General features: G+C 72.2%; 23 protein-coding genes. 12 read left to right on the top strand and 11 right to left on the bottom strand.

Translation table 11 applies throughout. The annotated features are described in order from the left end of the window. Positions 1-104 precede the first annotated feature (104 nt). A complete protein-coding gene (locus A6A29_RS00505; protein ID WP_073717902.1) occupies positions 105-365 on the bottom strand; it encodes a UBP-type zinc finger domain-containing protein in 261 nt (86 codons plus the stop codon). Positions 366-400: 35 nt separating this feature from the next. Here A6A29_RS00505 and A6A29_RS00500 point away from each other — a divergent pair, with 35 nt between their 5' ends. Then, positions 401-2,002, top strand: a complete 1,602-nt coding sequence (locus A6A29_RS00500) for a Na+/H+ antiporter (RefSeq protein ID WP_073717901.1) — start codon at positions 401-403, stop codon at positions 2,000-2,002. Here A6A29_RS00500 and A6A29_RS00495 read toward each other — a convergent pair. From A6A29_RS00495 to A6A29_RS00480, 4 genes are all read right to left on the bottom strand, one after another. Further along, positions 1,978-2,892, bottom strand: coding sequence for a 1-aminocyclopropane-1-carboxylate deaminase/D-cysteine desulfhydrase (locus A6A29_RS00495; RefSeq protein WP_073717900.1), 915 nt, complete (start codon positions 2,890-2,892; stop codon positions 1,978-1,980). The two genes, A6A29_RS00500 and A6A29_RS00495, sit on opposite strands and share 25 nt — an antisense overlap. A gap of 100 nt (positions 2,893-2,992) precedes the next feature. Next, positions 2,993-3,583, bottom strand: coding sequence for a peptidoglycan recognition protein family protein (locus tag A6A29_RS00490; protein ID WP_198952962.1), 591 nt, complete (start codon positions 3,581-3,583; stop codon positions 2,993-2,995). 134 nt (positions 3,584-3,717) lie between these two features. Next, entirely contained in the window at positions 3,718-4,914 is a 1,197-nt protein-coding gene (locus A6A29_RS00485) for a globin domain-containing protein (RefSeq protein WP_073717898.1), read from the bottom strand. A gap of 180 nt (positions 4,915-5,094) precedes the next feature. Beyond that, entirely contained in the window at positions 5,095-5,541 is a 447-nt protein-coding gene (locus A6A29_RS00480; RefSeq protein WP_073717897.1) for an RrF2 family transcriptional regulator, read from the bottom strand. Positions 5,542-5,718: 177 nt separating this feature from the next. Here A6A29_RS00480 and A6A29_RS00475 point away from each other — a divergent pair, with 177 nt between their 5' ends. From A6A29_RS00475 to A6A29_RS00460, 4 genes are all read left to right on the top strand, one after another. Beyond that, the gene (locus tag A6A29_RS00475; protein WP_073717896.1) at positions 5,719-7,125 is read left to right on the top strand and encodes a family 2B encapsulin nanocompartment shell protein; all 1,407 of its coding nucleotides are present in this window, start codon (positions 5,719-5,721) and stop codon (positions 7,123-7,125) included. Between the two features lie 94 nt (positions 7,126-7,219). Then, the gene (locus tag A6A29_RS00470; protein WP_073718916.1) at positions 7,220-8,263 is read left to right on the top strand and encodes a family 2 encapsulin nanocompartment cargo protein polyprenyl transferase; all 1,044 of its coding nucleotides are present in this window, start codon (positions 7,220-7,222) and stop codon (positions 8,261-8,263) included. A gap of 87 nt (positions 8,264-8,350) precedes the next feature. After that, complete coding sequence (locus A6A29_RS00465) at positions 8,351-8,947, top strand: GNAT family N-acetyltransferase (RefSeq protein ID WP_073717895.1); 597 nt, start codon at positions 8,351-8,353, stop codon at positions 8,945-8,947. Between the two features lie 57 nt (positions 8,948-9,004). Beyond that, on the top strand, positions 9,005-9,673 hold the full coding sequence (locus A6A29_RS00460; RefSeq protein ID WP_073717894.1) for a DUF6304 family protein: 669 nt from the start codon (positions 9,005-9,007) through the stop codon (positions 9,671-9,673). Between the two features lie 409 nt (positions 9,674-10,082). Here the strand turns inward: A6A29_RS00460 and A6A29_RS00455 are convergent, their stop codons facing one another. After that, the gene (locus tag A6A29_RS00455; RefSeq protein ID WP_241838276.1) at positions 10,083-13,214 is read right to left on the bottom strand and encodes an AfsR/SARP family transcriptional regulator; all 3,132 of its coding nucleotides are present in this window, start codon (positions 13,212-13,214) and stop codon (positions 10,083-10,085) included. A 217-nt stretch (positions 13,215-13,431) separates the two neighbouring features. On the opposite strand from A6A29_RS00455, the gene A6A29_RS00450 reads away from it, so the two are divergent. After that, positions 13,432-15,615, top strand: coding sequence for an ATP-binding protein (locus A6A29_RS00450; protein WP_079182518.1), 2,184 nt, complete (start codon positions 13,432-13,434; stop codon positions 15,613-15,615). Here A6A29_RS00450 and A6A29_RS00445 read toward each other — a convergent pair. Both A6A29_RS00445 and A6A29_RS00440 read right to left on the bottom strand, forming a co-directional pair. Next, on the bottom strand, positions 15,560-16,027 hold the full coding sequence (locus A6A29_RS00445) for a hypothetical protein (RefSeq protein WP_073717893.1): 468 nt from the start codon (positions 16,025-16,027) through the stop codon (positions 15,560-15,562). The genes A6A29_RS00450 and A6A29_RS00445 overlap by 56 nt on opposite strands. Then, the gene (locus tag A6A29_RS00440) at positions 16,024-17,337 is read right to left on the bottom strand and encodes a hypothetical protein (RefSeq protein ID WP_241838275.1); all 1,314 of its coding nucleotides are present in this window, start codon (positions 17,335-17,337) and stop codon (positions 16,024-16,026) included. Before A6A29_RS00440 ends, A6A29_RS00445 begins: the two co-directional genes overlap by 4 nt. A 138-nt stretch (positions 17,338-17,475) precedes the next feature. On the opposite strand from A6A29_RS00440, the gene A6A29_RS00435 reads away from it, so the two are divergent. Then, positions 17,476-18,447, top strand: a complete 972-nt coding sequence (locus A6A29_RS00435) for a DUF1648 domain-containing protein (RefSeq protein ID WP_073717892.1) — start codon at positions 17,476-17,478, stop codon at positions 18,445-18,447. 2 nt (positions 18,448-18,449) lie between these two features. Next, positions 18,450-18,818 (top strand): GntR family transcriptional regulator, encoded by a 369-nt coding sequence (locus A6A29_RS00430; RefSeq protein ID WP_073717891.1) that lies wholly within the window; start codon positions 18,450-18,452, stop codon positions 18,816-18,818. 267 nt (positions 18,819-19,085) lie between these two features. On the opposite strand, the gene snpA is transcribed toward A6A29_RS00430, so the two are convergent. Beyond that, entirely contained in the window at positions 19,086-19,760 is a 675-nt protein-coding gene (gene snpA / locus A6A29_RS00425; RefSeq protein WP_073717890.1) for a snapalysin, read from the bottom strand. A 376-nt stretch (positions 19,761-20,136) separates the two neighbouring features. Between snpA and A6A29_RS00420 the strand changes: the two genes are divergently transcribed. The 4 genes from A6A29_RS00420 (at position 20,137) to A6A29_RS00405 (ending at position 23,633) form a co-directional block, all read left to right on the top strand. Further along, positions 20,137-21,090 (top strand): LysR family transcriptional regulator, encoded by a 954-nt coding sequence (locus tag A6A29_RS00420; protein ID WP_073717889.1) that lies wholly within the window; start codon positions 20,137-20,139, stop codon positions 21,088-21,090. Positions 21,091-21,187: 97 nt separating this feature from the next. Beyond that, a complete protein-coding gene (locus A6A29_RS00415) occupies positions 21,188-22,180 on the top strand; it encodes an NAD-dependent epimerase/dehydratase family protein (protein ID WP_241838274.1) in 993 nt (330 codons plus the stop codon). A 233-nt stretch (positions 22,181-22,413) separates the two neighbouring features. Continuing rightward, positions 22,414-22,755 (top strand): DUF952 domain-containing protein, encoded by a 342-nt coding sequence (locus A6A29_RS00410; RefSeq protein WP_073717887.1) that lies wholly within the window; start codon positions 22,414-22,416, stop codon positions 22,753-22,755. Further along, on the top strand, positions 22,752-23,633 hold the full coding sequence (locus A6A29_RS00405) for an SDR family oxidoreductase (RefSeq protein WP_073717886.1): 882 nt from the start codon (positions 22,752-22,754) through the stop codon (positions 23,631-23,633). The genes A6A29_RS00410 and A6A29_RS00405 overlap by 4 nt, the downstream gene beginning before the upstream one ends. A gap of 132 nt (positions 23,634-23,765) precedes the next feature. Here the strand turns inward: A6A29_RS00405 and A6A29_RS00400 are convergent, their stop codons facing one another. Both A6A29_RS00400 and A6A29_RS00395 read right to left on the bottom strand, forming a co-directional pair. Further along, positions 23,766-24,935, bottom strand: a complete 1,170-nt coding sequence (locus A6A29_RS00400; RefSeq protein WP_073717885.1) for a DUF1266 domain-containing protein — start codon at positions 24,933-24,935, stop codon at positions 23,766-23,768. Continuing rightward, a complete protein-coding gene (locus A6A29_RS00395) occupies positions 24,932-26,164 on the bottom strand; it encodes a DUF1266 domain-containing protein (RefSeq protein WP_079182517.1) in 1,233 nt (410 codons plus the stop codon). Before A6A29_RS00395 ends, A6A29_RS00400 begins: the two co-directional genes overlap by 4 nt. Between the last annotated feature and the right edge of the window lie 7 nt (positions 26,165-26,171).

The raw sequence follows: 26,171 nt of genomic DNA, 5'->3' as shown, positions 1-26,171 counted from the left end.
ATCCTCTACTCGTCACTCATGGTAAGCCCATGAGTACACACAGTGGCTAGAGGTCTGCAGCGGCCAATTGCGAAGAACCGGCGCCGGATTGACGTACCCAGACGTCAGACGATCGAACCGTCCTGGAAGCACCAGCGCCAGCTCTCGCCCTGCTCGAAGCTCCGCATCACCGGGTGACCGGACTCCTCGAAGTGCGCGGAGGCGTGCTTCAGTGGCGACGAGTCGCAGCAGCCGACATGCCCGCAGGCCAGGCACAGGCGCAGCTGTACGGGGTGGCTGCCCGCGGCCAGGCATTCGAGGCAGGTGCCGCTGAGCGGGGCCGGCTCGGGGCGCGGCAGTTCGAGAACATGCGGGCACTCACTCATGATTGCCAGGTTACGACGGATGTGAGGACCGTGAGATGGACGCATTGCCGCTGGTTGCCCTGGTCGCGGCCAGTGCGGCGGTCGCGGGGGCGGCGCGCCGGACGCCCGTGCCCGCCCCGCTGCTGCTGGTCACCGCAGGGCTGGTGGCCGGGTATCTGCCGGGGGTGCCGTCGTACACCCTGGACGCGCACATCGTGCTCCCGCTGCTGCTGCCGCCGCTGCTCTACACGGCGGCGGTCGACAGCTCGTACCTCGATCTGCGGGCCAACGCGAGGCCGGTCGCCCTGCTCTCCGTGGGGTACGTGCTCTTCGCGACGTTCGCGGTGGGCTGGCTGGCCTATCTGATGGTGCCCGACCTGCCGCTGACGGCGGCGCTGGTCCTCGGGGCGGTGATCGCCCCGCCGGACGCCGTGACGGCCGCCGCCATCGCCCGCCGGGTGGGGCTGCCCGCCCGGGTCACCACGATCCTCCAGGGCGAGTCCCTGGTGAACGACGCCACCGCCATCACCGCCTACAAGGTGGCGCTGGCCGCGGCGGTCGGTGAGGGGATGAGCTGGGGCGCCGGGATCGGTGAGTTCCTGCTGGCGGCGTTCGGCGGGGTGGGCGTGGGTCTGGTGCTGATGGTGCCGCTGCACTGGCTGCGCACCCACCTCAAGGAGGCACTCCTCCAGAACACGCTGTCCCTCCTGATCCCCTTCGTGGCGTACGCGGCGGCCGAACGGGTGCATGCCTCCGGCGTCCTCGCGGTGGTCGTCGTCGCGCTCTACCTGGGGCACCGCTCGTGGCAGGTCGACTTCGCGACCCGGCTCCAGGAGGCGGCGGTCTGGAAGATGGTCGCCTTCGTCCTGGAGTCCGCCGTGTTCGCCCTCATCGGGCTCCAGCTGCCCTTCGTACTGAAGGGGCTCGGCGCGTACGGGGTCGGGGAGGCGCTCGGCTACGCGGTGGCGGTGTTCCTCGCGGTCGTCGTGGTGCGCTTCGTCTGGGTCTATCCGGCCACCTATCTGCCCCGGTGGCTCTCCCGGCGCATCCGGGAACGTGAACCCGGGACCGACTGGACCGCGCCGCTGATCGTCGGATGGGCCGGGATGCGCGGGGTCGTCTCGCTCGCCATCGCGTTCTCCATCCCGATGGTCATGCATGACGGGGAGGACTTCCCGGCCCGGAACCTGGTGCTGTTCCTGACCTTCACCACGGTCATCGGCACGCTGGTGATCCAGGGCCTCACCCTGCCGCTCCTGGTACGGGTGCTGAAGCTCCCGGGGCGTGATCTCCAGGCGGAGACGCTGGCCGAGGCGCAGGCGCAGAGCGAGGCGTCCACGGCCGCGGAACAGCGCCTGGAGGAACTGCTGGACGACGGGCGCAACAGCCTGCCGCCGCCCCTCGCCGAGCGGCTGCGCACCGTTCTGGAACGGCGCCGCAACGCCGTGTGGGAGCGGCTCGGCGCGGCCAACCCGGTCACCGGGGAATCGGCGGACGACACCTATCGGCGCCTCGCCCGGGAAATGATCGAGGCCGAGCGGGAGGTCTTCGTGCGGCTGCGGGACGAGCGGCGGATCGACGACGAGATGCTGCGGACCCTGCTGCGGCGCCTCGACCTGGAGGAGGCGGCGGCCTACCGGGAGACGGACGACTCGTAGGGGGTGCCCGTCACCACGGCGGTCACCGTCGTTCCCGGAGCGAAGGCGCCCGCCCCGGTCAGCGCCGTCAGCGCGTACAGCAGCTTGGCGACGTACATCCGCTCGACGGGCAGCCCGTGCCGGTCCTCGAAGTCCTCGGCGAAGGCGTGCAGCTCCGGGGGCGTACGGGCGTAGCCGCCGAAGTGGAAGCGCTCGTCCAGGGACCACTGTCCGGCCGGGCCGCCGAACGCCTCGCGCTGCAGCCGGGCCACCGCCTCGCCCAGGAAGCCGCCGCGCAGGACCGGGATGCCCAGGGCGCGCTGGCCGGGGGCCAGGCCCGCGGCGAGGCCGGCCAGGGTGCCGCCGGTACCGCAGGCCACGGCCGCCACATCGGTGTGCCCGCGCAACTCGCGCCCGAGCTCTGTGCAGCCCTGTGCGGCCAGCGCGTTGCTGCCGCCCTCCGGGAGGACGTCCACGTCCCCGAAGAGCCTCAGCAGCCCGTCCAGGACGTCAGGATCGGTCTTCGCGCGGTACGTCGAGCGGTCCACGAAGTGCAGACGCATGCCGTCGGCCGCGCACCGGGCGAGCGACGGGTTGAGCGGGCGGTGCGCCAGCTCGTCGCCGCGGACGACACCGACCGTGGGGAAACCGAGGAGCCGCCCGGCGGCGGCGGTGGCCCGCAGATGGTTGGAGTAGGCGCCGCCGAAGGTCAGCACGGTCCGGCCGGCGGCGGCCGCCAGGTTGAGGGAGAGCTTGCGCCATTTGTTGCCCGGCAGGTCCGGGTGGATCAGGTCGTCGCGCTTGAGCAGCAGGCTCACGCCGTGCCGCCGGAAGCGCTCGTCCTCGGCGGGGCGCAGCGGCGAGGGGAGGGCGGGCCGCGGCCCGGCGGCGCCGTGCGCTTCGTGGTGCATACGTCCATTGTCACGGGGCGGCCGACGAGGGCTGCCCCGTGACCCCGGGCGTGCGTGCGTCCCCGGCGGGTGGGCGTTTCCGGCGGGCGGGCGGGGGCCGTCACTTCAGACAGTCGTGGATCCGCTCGCGCAGGGAGTCCATGGTGAAGCCCGCCGGGTCGACCTTGCCCGGCTGCCACTCCCGGTGACCGATGACCGAGGGCGCTCCCCAGCGGTGGTGGCGGCAGATCGCCGCGGCAGCCTTCTCGATCGCTTCGAGCTGCACGGCGGGCCAGGGGTCTTCCCCGTCGCCGCGGTTCTCGCACTCGAAGCCGTAGAAGTGCCGGTTTCCGTCGGTGTTGGCCTCGTTGTCCGAGGGGAGCCGCTTCTCGGCGATGACGGCGCGCAGGACGTCGTCGTCGCCGAGCCCGGCGTGGTTGGCGCGGCCGTGGCCGACGAGATGGACGCGGCCGTCCTTGGCGGTGACGCCGTGGCACAGGGGGCCGGGAAGGCCCGCGTGGCCGTCACGGCAGATCTGGACGGTGTGGTCGGTGCCCCTGGTCGCGGTGTGGTGGATCATCACGCCGTGCACCGGCCCCCAGGGCCCCTTGTCGTCGCGGTTGTGCGTACGCCAGTCGCCGACCTGGACGACGGTGAGACCTTCGTCCTTGAGGGCCTTGAGGAAGCTGCTCGCGGACATGGGTGAGGACATGGCCGACTCCTTTGGTGCGTGGGGGAGTGTGTCCGTACACCGCTTGTACCGGAACGCAGCCTTCTGGGCTATTTGTTCGTACGGTGTGCGAGCCGATCCGGACACGCCCGTGAGCAGCTTCAGGGGGCGCCGTGTCAGCCGGCGGCGAGCCAGAGGTCCGGCCCGAAGACCTCGTAGTGGATGTCTGCCGCCCGGACCCCCTTGGCCAGCAACTGGCCGCGGACGGCGCGCATGAAGGGGAGCGGTCCGCAGAGGTAGGCGTGCGTTCCGGACGGGACGACGAGGCCGGTCAGATCGACCCGGCCGGTGCGGTCGGCCCGGTGGCCGGGCTCCGGGTCCTCGTACCAGAAGTGCGCTTCGGCGTCCGGGAGTTTGCCGGTGAACAGCGCGTGGTCGGTGCGCAGGGCGTGCGCGGCGGGCGAGCGGTCGGCGTGCACGACGGTGACCGGGGAGCGGTGGCCGGTGTCCACCAGGTGCTCCAGCATCGACAGCATCGGGGTGCAGCCGATGCCCGCGGAGGCGAGCAGCAGCGGGGCGTCCGTGTGGTCGAGCACCAGGTCCCCGTAGGGGACGGAGACGCGCAGCCGGTCGCCGGTCCGGGTGCGGGCGTGCAGGTGACGGGAGACCTCGCCGTCCGGGGACCCCTCGCCCCGCACCCGCTTGACGGTGATCGAGCGCAGCGCCGACCCCGGCGCGCGGGAAAGGCTGTACTGGCGTATCTGCCGGGCCCCGTCGGGCAGTTCCACCTGTACGGAGACGTACTGGCCGGGCCGGAAGGCGGGGGCGGGTGCCCCGTCCGCCGGGCGCAGCCGGAAGGTCGCGACGTCCGCGGTCTCCTCGATGCGGCCGGCCACCTCCCACTCGCTCCAGACATCTCCGGCGACGACGCCCCGCTGCGCGTACAGGCGTTCCTCGACGGCGATCAGCGCGCCCGCCATCAGCCAGTAGACCTCGTCCCAGGCGGCGGCGACCTCCGGGGTGACGGCGTCGCCCAGTACGTCGGCGATGGCGGCGAACAGGTGGGTGTGCACCACCTCGTACTGCTCGGCGGTCACCCCGAGCGAGGCGTGCTTGTGGGCGATGCGGCTCAGCATCACGTCGGGGCGGGTGTCCGGGTGCTCGACGAGCCCGGTCGCGAAGGCGGCGAGGGAACCGGCGAGGGCCTGGCGCTGGGCGCCGGACGCCTGGTTGCCGCGGTTGAAGAGATCGCGGAGCAGTTCGGGGTGGGCCGCGAAGAGCTTGCGGTAGAAGAGGTCCGCGATGTCCCCGATGGCGGCGCCGACGGCGGGGAGGGTGGCGCGGACGGTGGCTGTCGAGGTCTCGGAGAGCATGGGTGGACTCCTCGGGGTGAGGTGGAGGACGGCGTAATTAATTGGTATCGAGAATGCGCATTTTCGGCCGGGGTGAGCCGGGGTGGGGCGGTCGGCGGGGCGGAACGCGGGGTGGAGCACTGGTCGCGGCGCGGCGCGGCTCGGGGTGCCGGTGCTCGCGGTACCGGTCGCCCCGGTGGGTCAGTCCGGTGCGGGGCCCGTGCTGATGCCGATCAGCAGCGGTCCGGTGGGGGAGGAGACGAGTTCGGTGACGGTGATCGGGTCGAGCGTGGCGTAGAACGCTTCCTGCGCCCGGCGCAGCGCACCGCGCAGCCGACAGCCGGAGCGCAGTGGGCACGGGGTGTCGCCCTCGCACTCGACCACCTCGTCCGCACCCTCCAGTTCCCGTACGAGCGCGCCGACCGAGGCGCGGTGACCGGCCGAGGTGAGGGTGAGTCCGCCGCCGCGCCCGCGGCGCGCGTCGACCAGGCCGAGATGCTGGAGGCGGGCGACGACCTTGGCGGTGTGGGTGTACGGCACGCGCATGGTGGCCGCCACCTCCCGGGTGGTCGGCGGATCCCCGTCCCGCGCGACCGCCAGTCGCATGAGCACGCGCAGTGCCACATCGGTGAATCTCGTCAGCCGCATGACGCTCAGGCTAGATAAGTGGCATGGATGATGCAAATTAAGGAGTGCGCCGGGCGACGTGAGCAACGTGCCCCGTCCGGAGCCCGGTTAATCACACTCGTTTGTGTAATGGCGAAGCAACTCACCGTGCTGAAAGGCTTCTGCACGCAGGTCAGCCCATGATCGAAAGGACGTCAGATGTCCGTTGGTGAAGAGGTTCGCGACACGCAGGCTCCGCCGCAGCAGAGTCTGGGCACGGCGGCTGCGCGGAACCTCGCGACGACCACCAAGTCCGCGCCGCAGATGCAGGAGATCACCTCCCGGTGGCTGCTGCGCATGCTGCCGTGGGTGCAGGTACAGGGCGGTACGTACCGGGTGAACCGTCGGCTCAGCTATGCGGTCGGCGACGGCCGGGTGACCTTCGTGCAGACCGGCGACCAGGTCTCCGTCATCCCCGCCGAGCTCGGGGAGCTGCCGCCCTTGCGGGAGTTCGGCGACGAGGAGGTCCTCGCCGAACTCTCCCGCAGGTGCGAACAGCGGGACGTGGCCGCCGGGGAGGTGCTCGCCGCCTCGGGGGAGGCGGCGGACCGGGTCTTCCTGCTGGCGCACGGCAAGGTGGAGAAAGTCGGCTCCGGGCCGTACGGGGACGAGACGGTGCTCGGTGTCCTCGCCGACGGCGCGTACTTCGGCGACCGGAGCCTGGTCGACGGTGAAGCCACCTGGGAGTACACCGCCCGCGCCGTCACCCCCTGCACGCTCCTGACGCTGCTCCGTTCGGACGTGCACAACCTCGCGGCCCGGTCCGACTCGCTCCGGGCCCATCTCGCCGGCCGGCTCTCCGTCCCGCAACAGCGGACCAACGCCCACGGCGAGGCGGCGATCGACCTCTCCGCCGGCCATGTGGGCGAACCGGTCGTCCCGCACACCTTCGTCGACTACGACGCGGCGCCGCGCGAGTACGAACTGAGCGTGGCCCAGACCGTGCTGAAGGTGCACAGCCGGGTCGCCGATCTCTACAGCCAGCCGATGAACCAGACCGAGCAGCAGTTGCGGCTCACGGTCGAGGCGCTGCGCGAGCGCCAGGAGCACGAGCTGATCAACAACCGCGAGTTCGGACTGCTCAACAACTGCGACTACGGGCAGCGGATCCAGCCGCACGACGGGGTGCCCAGCCCCGACGACATGGACGAACTGCTGTCGCGCAGGCGGGGATCGAAGCTCTTCCTCGCCCACCCGAAGGCCATCGCCGCCTTCGGCCGCGAGTGCAACAGGCGCGGTCTGCTGCCGGAGAGCGTGGACATCGGCGGCCACCAGGTGCCGGCCTGGCGCGGGGTGCCGATCTTCCCGTCCAACAAGATCCCGGTCACCGACGCCCGCACCACGTCGATCATCTGCATGAGGACCGGCGAGGCCGACCAGGGCGTCATCGGGCTCCAGCAGAGCGGCATCCCGGACGAGATCGAGCCGAGCCTGTCGGTCCGCTTCATGGGCATCGACGAGCAGGCGATCATCTCCTACCTCGTGACCGCCTACTACTCCGCCGCCGTTCTGGTCCCGGACGCCCTCGGTGTACTGGAGAACGTCGAGGTGAGCCGCTGGCACTGACCCCTTTCCCCCGGTGGGCCCGGCCGGCCAGCGCCGTCCGGGCCCACCGCCCCGCCCGTACCCACCGCACCACCCAGGGGAGAGACCCGTGACCATGACGAGTACGGACGCAGCGACGGAGGGGCACGAGGCCGCCGCGCTGCTGGAGCGCACGCGCGGCATCGTCGATCCGCAACTGCGCGCGGCCGTGGAGTCGCTGCCCGGCGGAATCCGCCGCGTCGCGATGTACCACTTCGGCTGGGCGAACGCGGACGGCAGTCCGGCCGCGGGCCAGGCGGGCAAGGCCATCAGGCCCGCGCTGGTGCTGGCCGCCGCGCGAGCCCTGGGCGGTGACCCGGAGCGGGCCGTCCGCGCCGCCGTCGCCGTGGAGCTGGCGCACAACTTCACGCTGCTCCACGACGACGTCATCGACGAGGACACCACCCGCCGGCACCGGCCGACGGCCTGGGCGGTCTTCGGCATCCCGGACGCCGTGATCGCGGGCGACGCCCTGCTCGCCCTCGCCCAGCGGCTGCTGGCCGAGGACCCGCACCCGGCCTCCGCCCGCGCCTCCGCGCGGCTCTCGGCCTGCGTGATCGAGCTGTGCGCGGGGCAGCAGGCCGACTGCGCCTTCGAGGAGCGCGGCCCCGAAGAGGTCTCGCTGGACGAGTGCCTCGCGATGGCGACCGCCAAGACCGGTGCCCTGCTCGGCTGCGCGTGCGCGCTCGGCGCCCTGTACGCCGGGGCCGGAGGCCGGGCCGTCGGCGCGATGGACGGCTTCGGACGTGAGGCGGGACTCTCGTTCCAGCTCATCGACGATCTGATCGGCATCTGGGGGGACCCGGCACACACGGGCAAGCCGGCCGGGGCGGATCTGGCCGCCCACAAGAAGTCCCTGCCGGTGGTGGCCGCGCTCACCTCGGGCACCCCTGCCGCCGCCGACCTGGCGGTGCTCTACCGGGGCGCCATGAACACGCCCGGGGAGGTGAGGCGGGCCGCCGACGCCGTCGAACGGGCCGGTGGCCGGGACTGGGCACAGGTCTGCGCGGCGGACCGGATGGCCCGCGCGGTGCACCATCTGTCCCGCGCGGTGCCCGAGCCGGCCGCGGCGGGGGACCTGCTGGCGCTGGCCGAATTCGTCACGCGCCGTACCCGCTGACCGACCTCCTGTGACCCGCTCCCGGCCCCAACTCTAGGATTCCACCCGTCGGTTGAGGTCGGGAGGAAGAAGGGGCGGGAGCCGGTCATGGGTGTACGGACACGGCAGGCGGACGCGCGGGACAGGGACCTGGTCGTATCGGTCCTGGAGGAGGCGTTCCACCACGACCCGGTCAGCAGCTGGGTCTTCCCCGAGGAGGAGCACCGGCGCGCGGTGCACGGGAAGTTCCTCGGCGTCTTCGTCGATGTCGCCCTCGCCGAAGGCCGTATCGACCTGCTGGCGGACGGCACCGCCGTGGCCCTGTGGCTCACGGTGCCGGCCGGGGTGCCCGAGGAGGAGGACCCCACCCCCGCGCTGATGCGGCGGACCGCGGACCCCGGCAACGAACGGTGCGAACTGGTGGGCCGGCTGACCGGTGCCGTCCATCCGCACGACCGGGCCCACGAGTATCTGCTCATGGTCGGTGTCTCCCCCGGACGCCAGGGGGAGGGCATCGGGGCGGCGCTGATCGAAAAGGTCCTGGAGCGATGCGACCGCGAGGGCGTCCCGGCCTATCTGGAGGCGAGCAGTGCCCGCAGCCGCGGCCTCTACGAGCGGCTCGGCTTCACCTTCCTGGGCCGCGCCGTCGAGCTCCCCGACGGACCGTCCCTGTGGCCCATGTGGCGCGAACCGGCAAAGGGCTGATGCGCAGGTGGAGGGCGCCACGGGGACCGCGCCGGGCACGGGCTACAGTCCCTGCTCATGACAGATGAGTCGTGGGCAGGCTGGTACCGGGACCGCGAGGGTTCCGATGCCGTCGTTCTCACCACGGACGGACAGCAACTCCGGATCCGGATCAGGGGAGTCGACTTCGAGGGCGAGAGCTTCGACGACCTCGTTCCGGTGGGCGGGATACCGCCCGAAAGCGGCATGTTCGCCCTGGCGGACGGCGCGCTCACCGACTGCGTACTGGAGTGGGACCTCCCGCTTCCGGTCCGCTCCGCGGGCACGGTCCGCCAGGCCACGCTCAGTTGCCTGCTGTCGCTGCGGCGCAGCGATCCGGACCTCTACCTCGCCCTGCACCTGGACGGCGCGGTCTATGAATCCGCCCGCGCCGAACGCGACTTCGCCGCCGCGATGGCCACGATCCAGCGCATCCTGCCGTCCGGCACACAGGTGCAGACGTGTATCGCCTGCGCCTTCTCCGACTACTTCCCGGCCCCGGGCCGGGGCCTCTCCGGCGCTCTCGCCTGCTTCCGCGGTGCGAAAGACGCGTACCGGGGAGCGGCGGGCGAGGACGACGTCCTGGACCTGTGGGACCGGCGGAGCGGGTTCGTGCAGGAGATCTGGAGCTGCCGCGAGTTCGAGGCGCGCCCGGCCGAAGGCGCCGGGACCGGCCACCGGGGCGCGTTCCCGCTGGAACTCGCCTGACCGTCTCGCCCCGTGCCCGCCCGCCGTCACGCCCCGTACTGGAATTGCATATTCCGGTACGGGGCGCGCCTTTTGCGGCTCAGGTCCGCTTCGGTGTGTTTCGCCGCCGGGCGCCTTTATCGGCGCACCGGCGTGACGGTCGCCGTCGTCAGGGGATCAGCTGACGGTCGTCATATGCGTGACGTTCCTCGGTGCGGACATCGACGGCAGGCAGATCAGGGCGACGAGGGTGGCACCCGCAATGGCATATGCCACGGGGATAATTGCTGACTTCTTGAACATGGTGCGCTTTTCTCCAGGCGTTCAGGGAGTTTCTTCGGCAGCGTTCGTGCCGAGGGCTCATACTCTCCGTCTGCCTTCGGGTGAACAAGTCGGGCGGTAATTTCGTTGTTTTCCCGCCGGGGTCCTGTCACTCTGTTCCGGCGCCCTCGGATTCTTCTTGGAGAGCGGCGAATTCCGCCTGCGTCCGCGCCGCTTCGTCCATGGCGCCGATGTGCTGGGCCAGGGTGAGCGCCTCCGCGAGATGTCGCGCGGCCGATTGCGTGCGGCCCAGCCGCCGTTCCGCCGCGGCCATGCCCCGGAGCGCGAGCATGCGCTCATGGCCCGCGCCGATGCCGGTGGCCAGGTCAAGGGCGCGCTCATGGTGGGCGACCGCCTGGTCGTCGTTGCCGGACTCCTCGAACGCGACGCCCATCCGGTGCAGGGTGATGGACGCGTTGCGCCGGTCGCCGAGCTGCCGGAACGACAGCAGCGCCTCGCGATAGAGATCCAGCGCCGCTTCCACTTCCTCCGGCATTTCCATGGTGTTCGCCAGATTTACCTGCCCCGTGGCGCGGGCCAAAGGCGTTCCGGCCAGCCGGGGATTCGACAGGGATTTCTTGAGGAGTCGTCGCGCGGATTCACGGTCGCCGGTCTGGAAGTGAAGGTCCGAGAGATTATTCAGCACATTGAATTCTTCCCGCGCATCACCCGACCGACGGAATCCGCCCAGGGCGGAGACAAAGAATTCCATTGATGTCGTGTGGTTTCCGAGAAAGAGGTGGGTGATACCGAGGTTATTTCTTGTCCGTGCGAGCTGCCATATGTCACCCGACCTGAGCCGACGTTCCAGGGTCTGATTCTGGAAGGAAAGGGCTTCGTCGAGCTGTCCCATATGCCAGTGAATGACGCCGAGCAGATGACGCGCTTCGGCGTCCGTCGCCGGATCGTCCAGCGTGCCCGCCGCCCGCATGGCCGCATGACCGGCGGCGAGAGCGGCCTCGTAGCGGCCGGCCCGTGCCAGCGTCGTCCCCAGATCGATCAGCGCGAGGGCCTCCGGGCGGCGTTCGCCGCTCTCGTGCCAGAACTCGGCGGCGGCCGTGTGCATCGGCCGTGCCTCGCCCCAGTAGCCCTCCTCGTCCAGATGGGCCGCGAGCGCGTGGGCCAGGCGGGCGGCCTGGCGGGTGAGTCCGTTGCCGCGGGCACGGTGCTCCGCCGCGACGAGGGCGCCGTGCTCCTGCACGAGCCAGTGCCGGGCGGCCGAGGCGTCCTGCCATTCGGGCAGGGCGAACTCCGTCGCGGCCTCCTCGATATCTACTTTCAGGCGCCGCGGATAGATCAGCCGGTCGGCCTTCTCGGCGCCGTGGACATAGAAATCGATCATCCTTCGTACGGCGGGAAGTTGACCTTCGTATCGGTCCTCCGTCGCGCTCAGGCTCCGTGCGCACTCACCCACAAGATCATGGAAGCGAAAGCGTTCCGGGGCCGGTTCCTGGAGGAGATGGGCGTCCAGCAGGGAATCCAGGACGCGTTCCGTCTCCTCCAGCGGAAGCCCGGTGAGCGCGGCGGCGGAGTGGGGGGTGAAATCCGGCCCAAAATGCAGGCTCAACTGTCGAAAGATCGTTCGCTCTTCGGTCCCGAGTGTGTGGTAGGACATCTCGAACACTCCGGCGATCTTTCGATAGCCGTCCCGGATTTCATTGAGGCGTCCGTGTTCGCGCGACAGTTTTTCGATCAAGTGGGAAGTGGTCCAGGAGGGGCGTGAGCCCAGCCTGCCCGCGGCGATCTCCACGGCGAGCGGAAGGTGGCCGCACAGCCGCACGATGTCCGCCACCTCGTCGAGGTCGGAGGTCCGCTCCGGGCCCACCAGCCTGCGGAACAGCGTGCTCGCGTCGTCGGCCGGCAGGACGTCCAGGAAGAGCGAGCGGATGCCCGGCAGCCCCGTGAGCCGTCGACGGCTGGTGATGATGAGCAGGGACTCGGAGGTGCCCGGAAGGAGCGGGGCCACCTGCTCGGCGTCCGCCGCGTCGTCGAGGACGATCACCGAGCGACGGGTGCTGAGCAGGGTGCGCCAGAGGGACACCAGCCCCTCCAGGTCGTCCGGCAGATCCGTGACGGGCACCCCGAAGTCCCTCAGCAGCCGGGTGAGCGCGGACTCGGGGCTCAGCGGGTGTCCGTCCGCGGTGTGTGCGCTCAGATCGAGATGGAGCTGTCCGTCCGGGTAGTGCGGGGCGAGTGCGCGGGCGGCGTGGAGCGCCAGGAGCGTCTTGCCCACGCCTCCCATGCCGCTGATGGTCTGGAGTGCGATCACCGAGCCCGCCGGCGGACGGGCGAGGAGGGTGAGCATCTCCCGGTCCCTGCCCACGAGGTCGCCGTGGCTGGGCAGGGTGTGCGGGGCCGTGGTCACCGGTTCGGGGCCGCTCAGGAGCCCGGAGACCGGTACCCGGTTCAGGATGAGCTGGTAGAGCCTGGTCAGCGCCTCGCCCGGATCCGATCCGAACTCCTCACCGAGCCGGCGCCGGACGGTGTCGAACGTGCGCAGCGCGTCGGCCTGCCGGCCGCAGCCGTAGTTCGCGACCATGAGGTGGCCGGCCAGGGTCTCGTCCGTGGGGTGCAGCTCGAAGAGGGTGGAGAGGTCGGGCACGAGCTCCGCGTACCGTCCGGTGCGCAGTTCGATGCCGACGCGGGCCAGCGTCGCGGCGAGGCGCTTTTCGAGCAGGTTCGTCCTGACGCTCTCGGCCCAGAGGCCGGGCATCCCCGTGAGCGGATCGCCCCGCCACAGGCTGTCGGCCTCGCGCAGGAGGGCCAGGGCCCTGGGCCCGTCACCGTCGTCGGACCGGGCGAGCGCCTCGGCGGTCAGGCGCTGGAAGCGATGACTGTCCACGCTGTCGGGATCGACGACGAGGGAGTACGTGTGGGCCTGCTGGACGATACGGGTCGGCCCGCCCGCCCGTTCGCCCAGCCTGCGGCGGATTCTCGCCGCGTACACATGCAGGCTCGCCCGGGGTTTCGCGGGCGGGGCGTCGTCCCACAACCGGTGGACCAGGGAGTCCAGAGCGACCGGGCGGCCGGCGTCGACGGCGAGCGCGGCGATCATCGCTCTCTCCTTGGCCGTGCCGAGTGGATCCCTCCGCCCGTCCACGCGTAGCTCGATCGACCCCAGGATGCGGATCTCGAATTCCACCAGCGCCCCCATCGCCGGTCCGCGCTCGGCCCGGCTGTTCCGCTCGTGCCGCCGTGCGCCGGTCTGCGGCCACGGCAGTCCGTCGTCGCCACGACCCACCGCTGACGTCCGTGTCGAGGCGCATACCCAAGCAAGAAAGGATGACACGATGCCAACTTTGATCAAAAGATGGCATCGAATGATCGATTATCTTGGCTCAAATGTTCAACGTGTAAGGGCTTTTGGTCTGTGCGGACGAAGAAAGGGGTAAACCACGGGCCGACCGGAGAGACCGCGGGCACGTACATGGTGGCGCATACGGGGGAAGGCGGCAGATATGGAACCAGTACCGGGGTCCGGCCACACGGCGGATGGAGGCCGGGGCGGTGTTCGCGGTCCGAATATTCAGGACAACACCGTCAGCGGCGACGCCACCCTCAGCGGTCCCGTCGTCCAGGCCCACGGCATCCACGGCGGAGTCCACTTCCACTCCGCGCCCGAGCCGGCCGTCGCGACGGCACGTCAACTGCTGCCCGCGCCGCCGTACTTCCTCGGCCGCGAGAGCGAACTCGGTTCGCTGCGCGAGATGGCGGGCCGATTACCGTCCGCGCCCGTGCTCGCGGTGATCAGCGGACCCGCCGGGGTGGGGAAGACCGCGCTCGCGTCCAGCTGGCTGCGCGGCATGGGCGAACAGTTCCCCGACGGGCAGTTCTACGCGGACCTGCGCGGCCACTCCGCGACGGGCAGCCCCGCCCCGCCCGCGGAGATACTCGCGCAGTTCCTGCGGGCCCTGGGCCTCACGCAGGTACCGCAGGGGCTCGGCGAACTGGCCGCCCTGTGGCGTACCCGTACCGCGGGCCGCCGGATCGCCGTGATGCTGGACAACGCGGTGAGCGCGGGCCAGGTGCGTCCCCTGCTGCCGGGCACCGAGGGCAGCCTCGTCGCCGTCACCAGCAGGTTCCGGCTCGCCGGACTGGCGGTGGACGGCGCGGTCTTCCAGCAGCTGGGGGTGCTGGACACCGAGGACACCGTGGAACTGTTGAGCCGCAGAATCGGTTCCGACCGGGTCGGCCGTGAACCCGAGGCGGCCCGTGAGGTGGCGGCACTGTGCGCGGGTCTTCCGCTGGCGGTGTGCATCGCGGCGGCCCGGATGGCCGTACGCCCCCGGCAGCCGCTCGCCGCGATGGCGCTCGCCCTGGGCGGGGACGGCGGCCTGGACACCCTCAAGGTCGAGGGGGAGCCCGCGGTGCGGGCCGCGCTGGACGCCTCGTACCGGCTTCTGAAGCCCGATCTCGCCCTGGGGTACCGGCGGTTGGGAATCCTGCCGGTGTCCGTGTTCAGCGTCCGGGTCGCCGCCGCGGCGTGCGGGGCCGACCCGCTGGAGGCGGACCGGATCGTCGACGCGCTGGCCGAGGTGAATCTGCTGGAGGACCTCGGCCCGGACCCCGTCACGGGATTGGACCGCTTCCGGTTCCACGACCTCGTCCGCGCGCACGCCGGGGCACTCGCCGAGGCGGACGAGAGCCCCGAGGACCGGCGGCGGACGGTACGCCGCGTCGTGGACCTGTATCTGCGCACCGCCACGGCCGCCGAGGCCCTGCTGTCGCCCAGCCACCGCACCCTGCGCAGGGACTACGCCTGTGACCGGGAGCAGCCGACGCCCTTCGACGACGCGACCGGTGCGCTGGAGTGGCTGGACGCGGAACGGACCCATCTGATGGCGGTGTTACGGAGAGCTGCCGACCTCGGATGGGACGCCGCGGTGTGGCAGCTCGCCGACGCCATGTGGCCGCTCTTCCTCCGGCTGCGCCCGTACGACCTCTGGATCGAGGCGCACGAAGCGGGTCTGGCGGCCGCCCGACGGGCCGGTGATCCGCAGGGGGAGAGCCGGATGCTCACCTCCGGCGGGACCGGGCTGCGCAACGTGGGCCGTCACGACGAAGCCGTCGCCTGGTTCACGCGGGCCGCCGAGGCCGCCCTGCGTGATCAGGACTCCGTCGCCGAGGCCCAGGCCCTGCACGGTGCGGGCCAGTCCCACCGGCTCGCCGGGCGGCTCACCGAAGCCCGGTCCTTCTTCGTCCGGGCCCTCGCACTGCGCGAGGCGGCCGGCTACCGGCGGGGCGTCGCCCTGACCGAACTGTGCCTCGGTGACGTGGAGTTGGCGGAGGGCCGCCCCGAGCGGGCGCTCGGCCACCTGTCGCGCGCCCGCGCCGTACTCCTCGATGTGCGGGACGCGTACGACGCCGCCCGCGCACTCGCCCACCTGGCCCGCGCCCACGCGGGGGTGGGCGACTTCGCGCTCGCCGCCGGGGAACTGGCCATGGCGCTGGGCGAGTTCGAGGCGACGGGCTCCGTGCACTGGCAGGGCCGGGTGCTGGAGATGCTCGGGGAGACGGCGGCCGAGCGCGGGGAGGGCGCGGAGGCCAGGGGCTGGTACGAGCAGTCCCTGGCCCGTTACGCATCCGTCAGCGCGGATGATGTCCGGCGTCTTCAGGACCGCCTGGGAGGAGCGGCCCGCTGACACGGTCACCGGAACACGCCGGGGCCGTACGGAAGCCCTGCCCCGGAGCGACCGCCGGGTCCGGGCGCGGCGCGGCCTCGTCGATCAGCTTCGCGTACAGCTCGGCGACGAGCCGGGTGGTGCCCCGTCCCGGACGTACGCGGCCGGGCGCGTACACCCGCACGCTCGGCCGGCCGTCGAGCCAGGAGGCCGTCGTGCAGCCGCCGTCGGTGCGGCTCACGACGGTCAGCAGACAGCCGGGGTAGCGCACCAGCGCCTGCCGGGCGACCCGTGCGGCCTCACGGGCCGGACGGGGCCGGCCGCCGTGCAGGACGTCGGCGCACTGCCGCCAGCTCTCGCCGGCCGGACCGTCGAGGTCGACGCACAGGGGCCTGCCGTCCTCGCCGCCGTTCGCGGTGGTGTCGCCGTTCATGCGGAGATCTCCGTTCCGTCGGCTCCCCAGGGGTCCGCCGAAGGGGCGGGATCCAGCGGTGCGGGGAGCGGCAGCGGCCGGGTGGCCGGGGCGAAGGCGGGCTGGCCGAGGCCGAGCATGCGGTACAGCACCCCGCGCATCCGCTGATTGAACTGTCCGGGCTCGGACGAGATCCGGGCGGCGATCCGTGCGTACTCCGCGGCCGGGTACTCGGCGTCCGCGTAGGCGAGTTGCTCGGTGATCGGATGCGCGGGGGAGAGCGCCGGGGCGGTCCTGGCCAGTTCCGCCCCCGGCGACAGCGGGTTGACGTCCGCCTCGGGGAACCGGGCCAGCAGGATGCGCGCCCGGGTCATGGTGGCGTACAGCGTCACGGAGCCGTGGTCGCCGATGAGCCAGTCGGAGGCGATCAGCGCGGCACGCCAGTCCGCTTCCGGCGGCACGATCGCGATCCCGCGCCGCCGGAACGCCTCCAGCCACGCGTGCACCTGCCAACGGCCGTGCCCGGACCAGACGTTGGGGTGGACGAGCAGCGCGATCCGGTACGCGTCGCGCGGCAGTTCGGCCAGCAGCCGGGGCAGCAGGGCGTCCAGCCGGTTGAACGAGGAGCCGGTCCCCCAGGTGGAGGAGACCAGCAGGAGCCGCTGTCCCGGCTTCAGCCCCATCGCCCTGCGGTAGTGCTCCCGCAGCGGCAGACTGGCCGCCAAGCGGTCGTGGCTGGCGTCCCCGACCACCTCCGCCGCCGGCAGCGCCTCCGGGCACCACCTCCCCAGCTCCGCGAGATCCTCGCGGTGCGCCAGGACGATGGACCTCGGGACCACCCTGCCGTCCCGCATCAGGTACTTCCTGCCCAGGCCGCCGACGGTCCGGGGCGCCCCTTCCGGGCCGTCGGCCGCCCGCGACAGCTTCATGTGGCCGATGCCGTGGGGCATCCGGATCAGCGGGGCGCGCACCTGCTCCATGCCCTGTGAGCCTGCGGCGAGCGCGAGATCGAACTCGGTCCGGACCGCCTCCTCCCAGGGGATCACGGTGGTCCCCTCGGCCGGCAGCGAACGGACGGCGCCCCCGTTGAACGCGTGCGGCGCGATGGTGAAAGCCACCTGGATCCGCAGGTCGGATTCCACGAGCGGCAGCAGATCCCGCAGCCGCTGCCCGTACACCTCGGTGTGGACGACCATCAGCACCTTCCGGCAGCCGGTGAGCGTCACCCACTGGCCGGGATCGCGGTGTTCGCGCGGCGTAGGCCGCAGCGGTTGCACGGGCGGGCAGGAACGGGCGGGTACGAGGCCGACGGGCCTCTCCACAGCAGACATCGATTTCCCCCGTCTTGGAGTCGAACGTAGCCGTGACCGGTGGGTGCCCCGCCCGGTGCGCCGAAGGCTTGCCCGGCGCTTGACGAAACCTTGCTGCGCGCGCATTGTTCTACTAACATGCGAACAACGGAGGTTTTCATGACACGCAAGAACCTTGGCCGCATCACCCTTGCCGCCCTTCCCTTTCTGCTCGCGCTGATCGTCGACCTGATCCTGTTCGCCGTCCTCGCCGACCGGCTGCCCGACCGACTGGCGGCCCACTTCGACGCCACCGGCGATGCCGACGGCCATGTCGGCCAAACCTGGTTCGTCGTCAACGCCGTGCTGGTGCTCGGCGTGCTCGGCGTCCTGTGGACCTGGACGGTGGCCAAGGGCACGTTCTACGACCGGGCCCATGACTGGGCCGTCGCCGGCGGGTACGCCATCGCCGCGTTCCTCGGCTATCTGCTGGCCGCAGTGCTGTTCGTCAACGTGGATGTCGCCGACGGAGCCCCGACCGACGGGTTTCCGTGGTGGCAGCTGGCCGCGGCCCTCGGGGCCGGGGCCCTCGGCGGTGGGCTCGGGCTGCTGATCGCCCGGCTGGCCCCCGCGCCGCGGGACCCGCGAACGGGCCGGGACCCGCTGACCGGTGAGCGGATCGCGCTCGCCGACGGGGAGGTCGCGGGCTGGGCGCGCAGCACCGGCTCCTGGTGGCTGCCGCTGTCCACCCTCGCGCTGTTCGCCGCGGCGGTCGTCCTCCTGTTCGCCGCCGGATGGCTCGCCGCGCTCCCGCTGCTGGTCCTCGGCCTGCTGGTGCTGACCTTCTCCCGGCCCTGCGTCACCGTGGACCGGCGCGGCCTCACCGTCTCCGGGCTGCTGCCCTGGCCACGCGTCCGGGTGCCGCTGGAGCGGATCGAGTCGGCCGGCAGTCAGGAGATCAACGCCGTTGCCGAGTACGGCGGATGGGGCTACCGCATCCGTCCCGGCCGGAGCGGGGTCATCATCCGCTCGGGCGAGGCCATCGTGGCCAGGCTGGCGAGCGGCCGCGACTTCGCCGTCACCGTCGAGGACTCGGCGACCGGGGCGGCACTCCTGAACACCCTCGCCGACCGGCACCGGGCGGGGCGCTGACCATGCTCTTCCGGGTCGACCCCACCTCCACCGTGCCGCTCGGCGACCAGATCGCCGCATCGGTCAGGCGCGCGGTCGCCGACGGCGCGGTGACCCCGGGCGAGCGCCTGCCCGCCGCCCGGGTGCTCGCCGAATCGCTCGGCGTCAACGTCCATACGGTGCTCCGCGGCTACCAGCGGCTGCGGGAGGAAGGGCTGATCGAACTGCGCCGGGGCCGTGGCGCCGTGGTCACCGGGGGAGCCTCGCCGCACCGGGCCCGGCTGCTGGAGCGCGTACGCGAAGTGGTCGCGGACGCACGCGAGCTGGGGATGACGGAGGAGGAACTGCTGACACTCGTCCGTGGCGAACTGGGCGGGCCGGCGAAGCCCTGATCCGCGAAGTCCTGATCCGGGGAACACCCGATGCGCGAAAGCCCTGCTCCGGGGCCTTCGGCTCCGGCGCGACCCGATCGGTGTATCCCGGTCCGGTACGTCCCGATCGGTGTATCCCGGTCCGGGTACGTCCTGGAGGCCCACCCGGTCGTGCCCGTACCACCCCACAAGGGGCCGCTCCTACGAAGGAGCGGCCCCTTGTGGCATGGGGGAACCGGCGGCCGGACCCCGGGATGAGGTCCGGCCGGCGGTTGGTGCGGTGTGGGGTCAGGAGGTGGCGCGGGCCAGCGCGGCCGCGAACCCGTTCTGCCACAGGTAGTTCACCCGCGACTTCTCGTTCGCGTTCGGGTAGGGGTTGGTGCAGGACGTGCCGGGGCCGCCCCCGGACATCAGCTCGCTGCACGGCCCGGAGTAGTGGTCCGGAAGGCCGAGCACGTGCCCGGTCTCGTGTGCCGTGACCCGGGTCGAGTTGTACTGCTGGTTCTGCGCGTAGTCGAGGAAGATGTACCCGTTGCCGTGGCCATCGGTGCTCGCGTACGAGCCGCGCGAGTCATTGCCCTCGTAGTACGTGAAGTCCGCGTTGGAACCCTGCTGGAGCTTGACGTTGGAGACGGAGCTGTTCCAGATCTGCGCACTGCTGGCTATCTGGCTGCTGAAGCTCGGGGCGTTGGCGGCGTTGTAGATGACCGTGACCGCCCGGGTGCCCGGGTTGGCGGCGCGCTTCTCGGCGACGGACTTCACGACCGCGTCGAAGAACGCCCGGTTCGCGGCGGCGTTCTCACTCGACCCGGTGTACGCGGCGATGCTCGACTGAGTGCCGGTGGCGGAGGGTGCGGCGGGCGCCGGGGCGGCGGCGATCGCGGGGGCGGTGCCCAGCGCGGCGACGATCCCGAAACCGATGCCGGCGACGGCCGACGCGAAGACTGTCCTGGGGTGTCTCATGGGGGGTTTCTCCTGCCTGTCCGATGAACCCGTGCCGCGGGGGTGTCCGGTGAGCGGACTCGGTACGGGTGCGGTACGGGGAGAGTGTGGGGGCGCGCGGGTCCCGGGCGGATGATGTCAACCGGCGATAGCGCCGCCCTATCGCCCACCGGCCGCCGTTCTGCCGCGCGCACGCCCCCGCCCTGTCGCGCGCCCCCACCCGCTGTGTCACGCGCACGCTCCCGCTGTGTCACGCGCCCCCACCCGCTGTGTCACGCGCACCGGAACAGAACCGCATCGGCACGTTTACCTCGCCCCAACACCCGCTGAATTGACGCCCTTTGGTGGGGTTGTGTCGTCTGGTGCCCGGAGTGCGGGCCGCCATACTCTCGGCGCTATGGAGCTTGAGGTGAGACACCTCAGGGCGCTCTGCGCCATCGCCGAGACGGGAAGCCTGCATCAAGCGGCCCGGCGCCTCGGCGTCAGCCAGCCCTCCCTGACCACCCAGCTGAAGCGGATCGAGAACACCCTCGGGGCCGAGTTGTTCCAGCGCGAACGGACCGGCTGTAGCCCCACCCTGCTGGGCCGCGCCGTCCTGAGCCGGGCCCGCCCCCTCGTCGACGGCATGAGTGCCCTGGTCAGCGACGCGCTGGCGGAGGCGGAGGCGGCCCGTCCGCGCGGCCCGCGGCTGCGCATCGGATCCACCGCGAGCCGGGTGCTCGGCGCCTGGCTGCGCAGGCTGCGGGTCCGGCTGCCCGGCACCGACATCACGCTGCGGGTCGACGTCTCGGCCCACGTGCTGCTGCGCACCGTCGAGGCGGGCCGCCTCGACGTGGCCTTCGTGCACGAGGTGGAGGGCAGTCCGCTCTCGATCCCGGACGGCCTGGCGCAGCGCGTACTCCTCGACCGCGAACCGCAGTTCATCTCGCTCTCCCGCGACCATCCGGCGGCCGGCCGCCCGGTGGTGGACCTCGGGGACCTGGCCGGCGACCGGTGGATGGTCGACCCGTCGGTGGACGGCGAGTGGGACGGCGTACGCCGGGTGCTCGGCGCCGCCGGACTCGACCCGCCCGTGCTGCACGGCGACTACCTCACCGCCGCCTCGCTGGTCGTGCTCGGCGAGGCGGTCGCTCCCTGCCAGCCCACCTCGGGGCCGCGCGAGGACATGGCGATCCGCCCGTTGCGCGACGACCCGCTCGCCGTACGGCTGCTGCTGGTCTCGCGGCCCGGGGCCGACATGGGGGCGGTGTACGGGGAGTTGGAGGCCGCCTACATGGAGGCAGCCCGGCAGGCGGCCGGTTACCACGAGTGGCTGCTGCGCCACCGCAGCCCGCTGGCGCGCACGCCCTGAGGCGTGGGCGGCCGGGCAGGCCGGGCGCCGGGTTCCCGGTTCCGCTGACAGCGTGGTGATGTTCCCGGCGGGGCGCCCGGCGGGCAGAGTCACCACCATGAGGCTTCTGATGCTGGGCGGTACGGAATTCGTCGGACGGGCCGTCACCGAGGCGGCGGGGGACCGGGGCTGGGCGGTCACCGTCTTCCACCGCGGCCACCACGCGCCACCGGCGGGCGTGACCGCGCTGACCGGCGACCGGACGCGCGGCGCGGATGGCCTGGCCGCCCTGGCCGAGGGCACCTGGGACCTGGTCGTGGACACCTGGAGCGGCGCGCCGTCGGCCGTCCGGGACGCCGCCCGGCTGCTGTCCGGGAGAGCCGGGCACTACACGTACATCTCCAGCCGCTCCGTGTACGCCTACCCGGCCCCGGCAGGTCTCGGCGAGGACGGTCCGCTGGTGTCCGGCGCCAGTCCCGACGCGGGTGACGACGTCCCGTACGCCCTGGCCAAACGCGGCGGTGAACTGGCCGCCCTCGACGCCTTCGGCGACCGCGCCCTGCTGGCCCGGGCGGGCCTGATCATCGGCCCCGGCGAGAACATCGGCCGCCTGCCCTGGTGGCTCGGACGGATCGCCCGCGGCGGACCGGTCATCGCCCCCGGCCCCCGGGACACGGCCCTCCAGTACGTCGATGCCCGCGACCTCGCGACCTGGGTCCTGGACGCCGCGGAACGCGGCCTGAACGGCGCGTACAACATCGTCAGCCGCCCCGGCCACACCACGATGGGGGAGCTGCTGGACTCCTGTGTGCGGGTCACGGGCTCCACGGCCGAGCTGCGCTGGACCGCCCCCGAAACGCTGCTCGCGGCAGGCGTCGAACCCTGGAGCGACCTGCCGGTCTGGCTGCCCTCCGGTGAGCTCTACGACACCTTGTACCGGGGCGGGCACACCAAGGCGTACGACGCCGGGCTGCGCTGCCGGCCGGTCGGGGAGACGGTCGCCGACACCTGGGCCTGGCTGTGCGAGCGGGGTGGCAGCGCTCCACAGCGCCCGGACCGGCCCCGGGTCGGCCTCGATCCGACGACCGAGGCGAAGCTGCTGGCCGGCTGAGCCACCGGCGTACCGGCGTACCGCGTACCGGCCTACCGGCGTACGGCGCAGCCATGGCCCCTATGGGCCCATGAACCCGGTACCTGCGGCGTGGCTTCCGGATGATTTGTCGGTAGAGATGCATATTGCGCGGCATGGGAGAACAGGCGCACAGGCGCGGTGAGGGAACCGGGGCGACGATGGCGGCGGCCACCGGGACCAGCGGTCCCCGGGTCAGCCCTTAACGTGGTCCGATGACCGAACTGCTGTTGCATCTCGCCGAAGAACCCCTCTGGGAGGCGGCGCGCGGGAAGGGGACGTACGAGATGTCCACCCGCGACCGCACCCTCCAGCAGGAGGGCTTCATCCACTGCTCGCTGCCCCACCAGTTGGCCGGTGTGGCACGGATGCTCTACGGGGCGGACGACCGGAGCCTGGTGGTCCTGGTCATCGACCCCGGCCGGCTCACCGTCCCCGTGCGGTACGAGGCCGTGGTGCCGGGCGGCGAGGAGTTCCCGCATCTGTACGGACCGCTTCCGGTGGACGCCGTCGTGGACGTGCGTCCCTGGCAACGAGAGGAAGACGAAATCCAGTGATCGGCCCCCTCACCGCGGTGACCGGAGCGAGCGGCGCGGTCGGCGGACGGGTCGCCCGGCGGCTCGCCCGCACCGGCGTCCCCGTCCGGCTGCTCGGCCGCGACCCGTCCCGGCTGCCGGACCTGCCCGGCGCGGTCCACGCACCCGCCGCCCCCTACGGCGACGCGGAAGCGATGCGCCGCGCCCTGGACGGGGCACACACCCTCTTCCTGGTCTCCGCGCACGAAAGCCCCGACCGGGTGCGCCAGCACACCACGGCGGTGGACGCGGCCGTCGCCGTGGGCGTCGAACGGATCGTGTACGTGTCGTTCCTCGGCGCCGCGCCGGACGCCACGTTCACCTTCGCCCGCGACCACTGGCACACCGAGGCGCACATCCGGACCAGCGGGCTGCGCCACACCTTCCTGCGCGACAGCTGGTATCTCGCCGGGCTCCCGGCGATGACCGGGGCCGACGGCGTCCTGCGCGGGCCCGGCGGCGACGGCAGGGTCGCGGCCGTCGCGCACGAGGACATCGCGGATGCCGCGACCGCCGTACTGCTCGACGAGGGCACCGTCCACGACGACCGGGTGTACGACCTCACCGGGCCCGAGGCGTTCACGCTGGCCGAAGCGGCGGAGGTGCTCGGCCGCTTCGCCGGACGGCCCGTCCGCTACGTCCCCGAGACCCGTGAGGAGGCCTACGCCTCCCGTGCCGGGTACGGGGCGGAGGACTGGGAGGTGGCCGGCTGGGTCACCTCCTACGAGGCCATCGCGACGGGCGAGATGGCGGCCGTCTCGGACGCCGTGCCCGCCCTCACCGGGCACCCCGCCCAGAGCCTCGCCACCTATCTGGAGGAGCACCCGGACAGCTACCGTCACCTGCTCGCCGGTGACTGAAGGACCGCGGGCCCGAAGAACCGGGGCGCGACGGACCGGGGTGTGACGGACCGGGGCGCGAAGGGGCCGGGCGCGAAGGATCGGGGCACGACGGGGCCGGGCGCGACGGGGCCGGAGTCCGGCGCCACGGGGTCAGCGCCACGGGATATGGCGCCAGGGACTGCCCTCGCTCTCCGTCAGAAGACGGTGGGCAAGGACGTTCTGCCCGTAGAACGGGCCGTACTCCTCCCCGTCGAAGCGCAGCACCCTGCCCAGCGCGTACGCCGCCGAGAACTCCTCCCACGAGCGGTAGGCGGACTTGCTCAGCGCCCCGGCGTACACGATCGCCTGCTCCGCCTCGGCCTGGGTGCAGTACCGGGCCGACAGCCCCCAGCGGGCGAGGTTCACGGCACGCCCGTAGTCGTACGCGACCGTGGTGCGGACCCTGCCGTCCGGGGGCAGCAGGCCGTCCGCGCGGAACCGGGCCTCGTACCGGATGATCCGCCGCACCAGCTCCTCGATGCCCCGGACGTCGTCGGGGTCCGCACCGATGTCCTGGGCATGCCCGGCGGCGGTCTCGCGCCAGAGATCGGCGGAGGGCGGCTCGCCGTACACGGCCCGCAGCTGTTCGCGGGCGCGGAGGGCGAAGTCCGGTTCCGGCGGGCTGTTCCGGGCGTCCAGCAGGGCGTTCAACTGTTCCTGCCAGCCCGCGTGATCGGTGATTCCCCAGGACTCGCGGAGCTGGGCGCGCTCCTGGGTGTACGCGCGGAAGACCGTGCCGATCTCGTTCCACGGCACTCCGTTGCCGATCGCCAGATGCACCCCGCAGGCCAGCCCGTAGGCGAGCGGCCCGTGCAGCGCGCCGTGCCGCAGGGCGAGCAGCCTGCCCCCGTCCGGGCGGTCGTGCTCCGCGTAGTAGCGCAGCCACATCGCCCGGTGCGGGGGCGTGGTGGGCAGCAGGAGCTGGGCCGGTGTACCGACGTTGACCCCCAGCAGTTCCCGCGGGTCCGGCCAGTCGAACTCGGCGATCCATCGCAGCGAAACCCCGCGGAACACCCAGTCCGGATGCCAGGGAGGCAGCATCCCGCGGGTGAGCACCGGCATGCAGACGTACCCCGCGGGGTCCCGGTGCGGGCGCCAGGTGATCGTCCTGGGGTCGGCGTCGACCGCGGCCTTCGGCGCCGGGATGTACAGCTCCGCCCCGGCCAGGACCCGTAGTTGGGCCTCCACGTCACCGCGCAGCCCGGCCTCGTGGAGCAGTTGCTCGGTCTCGGACGGCGGTGACCAGGGGGCCGGGTGCGGGGCCTGCGGGTGCGGGTTCATGACCAAGGGATGTTCCGGTAGGGGCTCATGGGGTCCTGGGTGAGGATGCGGTGCTGGGCGAGCGATTCCTGGACCGTGAGCCCCGCACCCTCGTCCCCGTCGAAGTGGATCAGCCGGGTCAGGCAGTAGCCGAGCGAGAAGTCCGCCCACGAGCCGTACGCCCGACGGGCCAGTTCGCCGATCCGCAGGACGGCCTGTTCGGCCTCGTGCGGCTCGCAGTAACGGGCCCCCAGTGCGAGGCGTACGACGTTGACCGCCCGCCCGTGGTCGAACGCGGCCAGGGTGTCGACCCGCCCGTCCGGCGCGAGGAAGCCCTCGGCCCGGAACAGGTCCTCGTACCGCTCGATGAGCCGCAGCGAACGCGCCGCCTCGGCGAGATCCTCCGGGTCCGCGCGGTGTGCGGCCGGTGGACCGGTGACGGCGTCGGACCACTCCTCGTGCGAGGGAGTCCGGCCGAGCCGGGTGACGAGAGCGGACCGGGCCCGCAGGACTCCCTCGTGGACCCTCCCGGCCAACCGGGTCCTCATCAGGGAGTCGAGTGTGTCCCGGTAGTCGGCGCGGTGGTGGACACCCCAGGGACTGCGCAGCCGGGCCTTGTCCGTCGGGTAGTCGTCGTAGACGGCGCCGAGACCGTTCCAGACGAGGCCGTTGTGTACGGCGAGATGGGCACCGAGGGCCAGCCCGTGCGCGAGTGGCCCGTGCAGCGGCCCGCCGCTGTGCGTGAGCAGGCGACCGGCCTGCGGCCCGCCCGACCGTGCGTCGGCTTTGAGCCAGGCCCGGTGGTGCCGGGTCCGGGCCTCGACGACGGCGGCGTACGGCGTGCCGTGGTTGACCGCCAGCCACCGGCGGTCCTGCGGCCAGGCGAGGGCGAGTTCGGAGAGCCGGGTCCGGCGGAACACCCACTCCGGATGCCAGGGCGGCAGCATGCCCGGGGTCAGGACCGGGACACAGGTGCGGCCGGTCGCGGGGTCGTGGAACGAGGGGAGCGGGGCGGTGAAGCCGGGGGTGTCGGCGTGCAGCCGGGGGACCAGTACATAGAGCCGGGTACGGGAGAGCACGTCCAGGACCGCGTCCGCGCTGCCGTGCGCCGTGGCCTCGTACAGCTGTCGCTCGATGTCCGTCGGCGGAGGGCCGCCGCTCCCGGCGCCCGGTTCCGCCGGCCCGACGGCGCCGCTGTACGCGTGCGGCCCTGGCCCCGCCCCTGTCTTTGCCCCGGTCCCCGTGGTCACGGGCCGA

It is taken from the genome of Streptomyces sp. TSRI0281, assembly GCF_001905125.1.
GTDB lineage: Bacteria > Actinomycetota > Actinomycetes > Streptomycetales > Streptomycetaceae > Streptomyces.
Note: the sequence above shows the minus strand (reverse complement) of the source record. Positions and strands in the feature narration are given on the sequence as shown.

What these genes read in the sequence shown, in the direction of transcription:
- A6A29_RS00505 (WP_073717902.1), bottom strand. Translation starts at nt 365, where the DNA reads ATGAGTGAGTGCCCGCATGTTCTCGAACTGCCGCGCCCCGAGCCGGCC.
- A6A29_RS00500 (WP_073717901.1), top strand. Translation starts at nt 401, where the DNA reads ATGGACGCATTGCCGCTGGTTGCCCTGGTCGCGGCCAGTGCGGCGGTC.
- A6A29_RS00495 (WP_073717900.1), bottom strand. Translation starts at nt 2,892, where the DNA reads ATGCACCACGAAGCGCACGGCGCCGCCGGGCCGCGGCCCGCCCTCCCC.
- A6A29_RS00490 (WP_198952962.1), bottom strand. Translation starts at nt 3,583, where the DNA reads ATGTCCTCACCCATGTCCGCGAGCAGCTTCCTCAAGGCCCTCAAGGAC.
- A6A29_RS00485 (WP_073717898.1), bottom strand. Translation starts at nt 4,914, where the DNA reads ATGCTCTCCGAGACCTCGACAGCCACCGTCCGCGCCACCCTCCCCGCC.
- A6A29_RS00480 (WP_073717897.1), bottom strand. Translation starts at nt 5,541, where the DNA reads ATGCGGCTGACGAGATTCACCGATGTGGCACTGCGCGTGCTCATGCGA.
- A6A29_RS00475 (WP_073717896.1), top strand. Translation starts at nt 5,719, where the DNA reads ATGTCCGTTGGTGAAGAGGTTCGCGACACGCAGGCTCCGCCGCAGCAG.
- A6A29_RS00470 (WP_073718916.1), top strand. Translation starts at nt 7,220, where the DNA reads ATGACGAGTACGGACGCAGCGACGGAGGGGCACGAGGCCGCCGCGCTG.
- A6A29_RS00465 (WP_073717895.1), top strand. Translation starts at nt 8,351, where the DNA reads ATGGGTGTACGGACACGGCAGGCGGACGCGCGGGACAGGGACCTGGTC.
- A6A29_RS00460 (WP_073717894.1), top strand. Translation starts at nt 9,005, where the DNA reads ATGACAGATGAGTCGTGGGCAGGCTGGTACCGGGACCGCGAGGGTTCC.
- A6A29_RS00450 (WP_079182518.1), top strand. Translation starts at nt 13,432, where the DNA reads ATGGAACCAGTACCGGGGTCCGGCCACACGGCGGATGGAGGCCGGGGC.
- A6A29_RS00445 (WP_073717893.1), bottom strand. Translation starts at nt 16,027, where the DNA reads ATGAACGGCGACACCACCGCGAACGGCGGCGAGGACGGCAGGCCCCTG.
- A6A29_RS00440 (WP_241838275.1), bottom strand. Translation starts at nt 17,337, where the DNA reads ATGTCTGCTGTGGAGAGGCCCGTCGGCCTCGTACCCGCCCGTTCCTGC.
- A6A29_RS00435 (WP_073717892.1), top strand. Translation starts at nt 17,476, where the DNA reads ATGACACGCAAGAACCTTGGCCGCATCACCCTTGCCGCCCTTCCCTTT.
- A6A29_RS00430 (WP_073717891.1), top strand. Translation starts at nt 18,450, where the DNA reads ATGCTCTTCCGGGTCGACCCCACCTCCACCGTGCCGCTCGGCGACCAG.
- snpA (WP_073717890.1), bottom strand. Translation starts at nt 19,760, where the DNA reads ATGAGACACCCCAGGACAGTCTTCGCGTCGGCCGTCGCCGGCATCGGT.
- A6A29_RS00420 (WP_073717889.1), top strand. Translation starts at nt 20,137, where the DNA reads ATGGAGCTTGAGGTGAGACACCTCAGGGCGCTCTGCGCCATCGCCGAG.
- A6A29_RS00415 (WP_241838274.1), top strand. Translation starts at nt 21,188, where the DNA reads ATGAGGCTTCTGATGCTGGGCGGTACGGAATTCGTCGGACGGGCCGTC.
- A6A29_RS00410 (WP_073717887.1), top strand. Translation starts at nt 22,414, where the DNA reads ATGACCGAACTGCTGTTGCATCTCGCCGAAGAACCCCTCTGGGAGGCG.
- A6A29_RS00400 (WP_073717885.1), bottom strand. Translation starts at nt 24,935, where the DNA reads ATGAACCCGCACCCGCAGGCCCCGCACCCGGCCCCCTGGTCACCGCCG.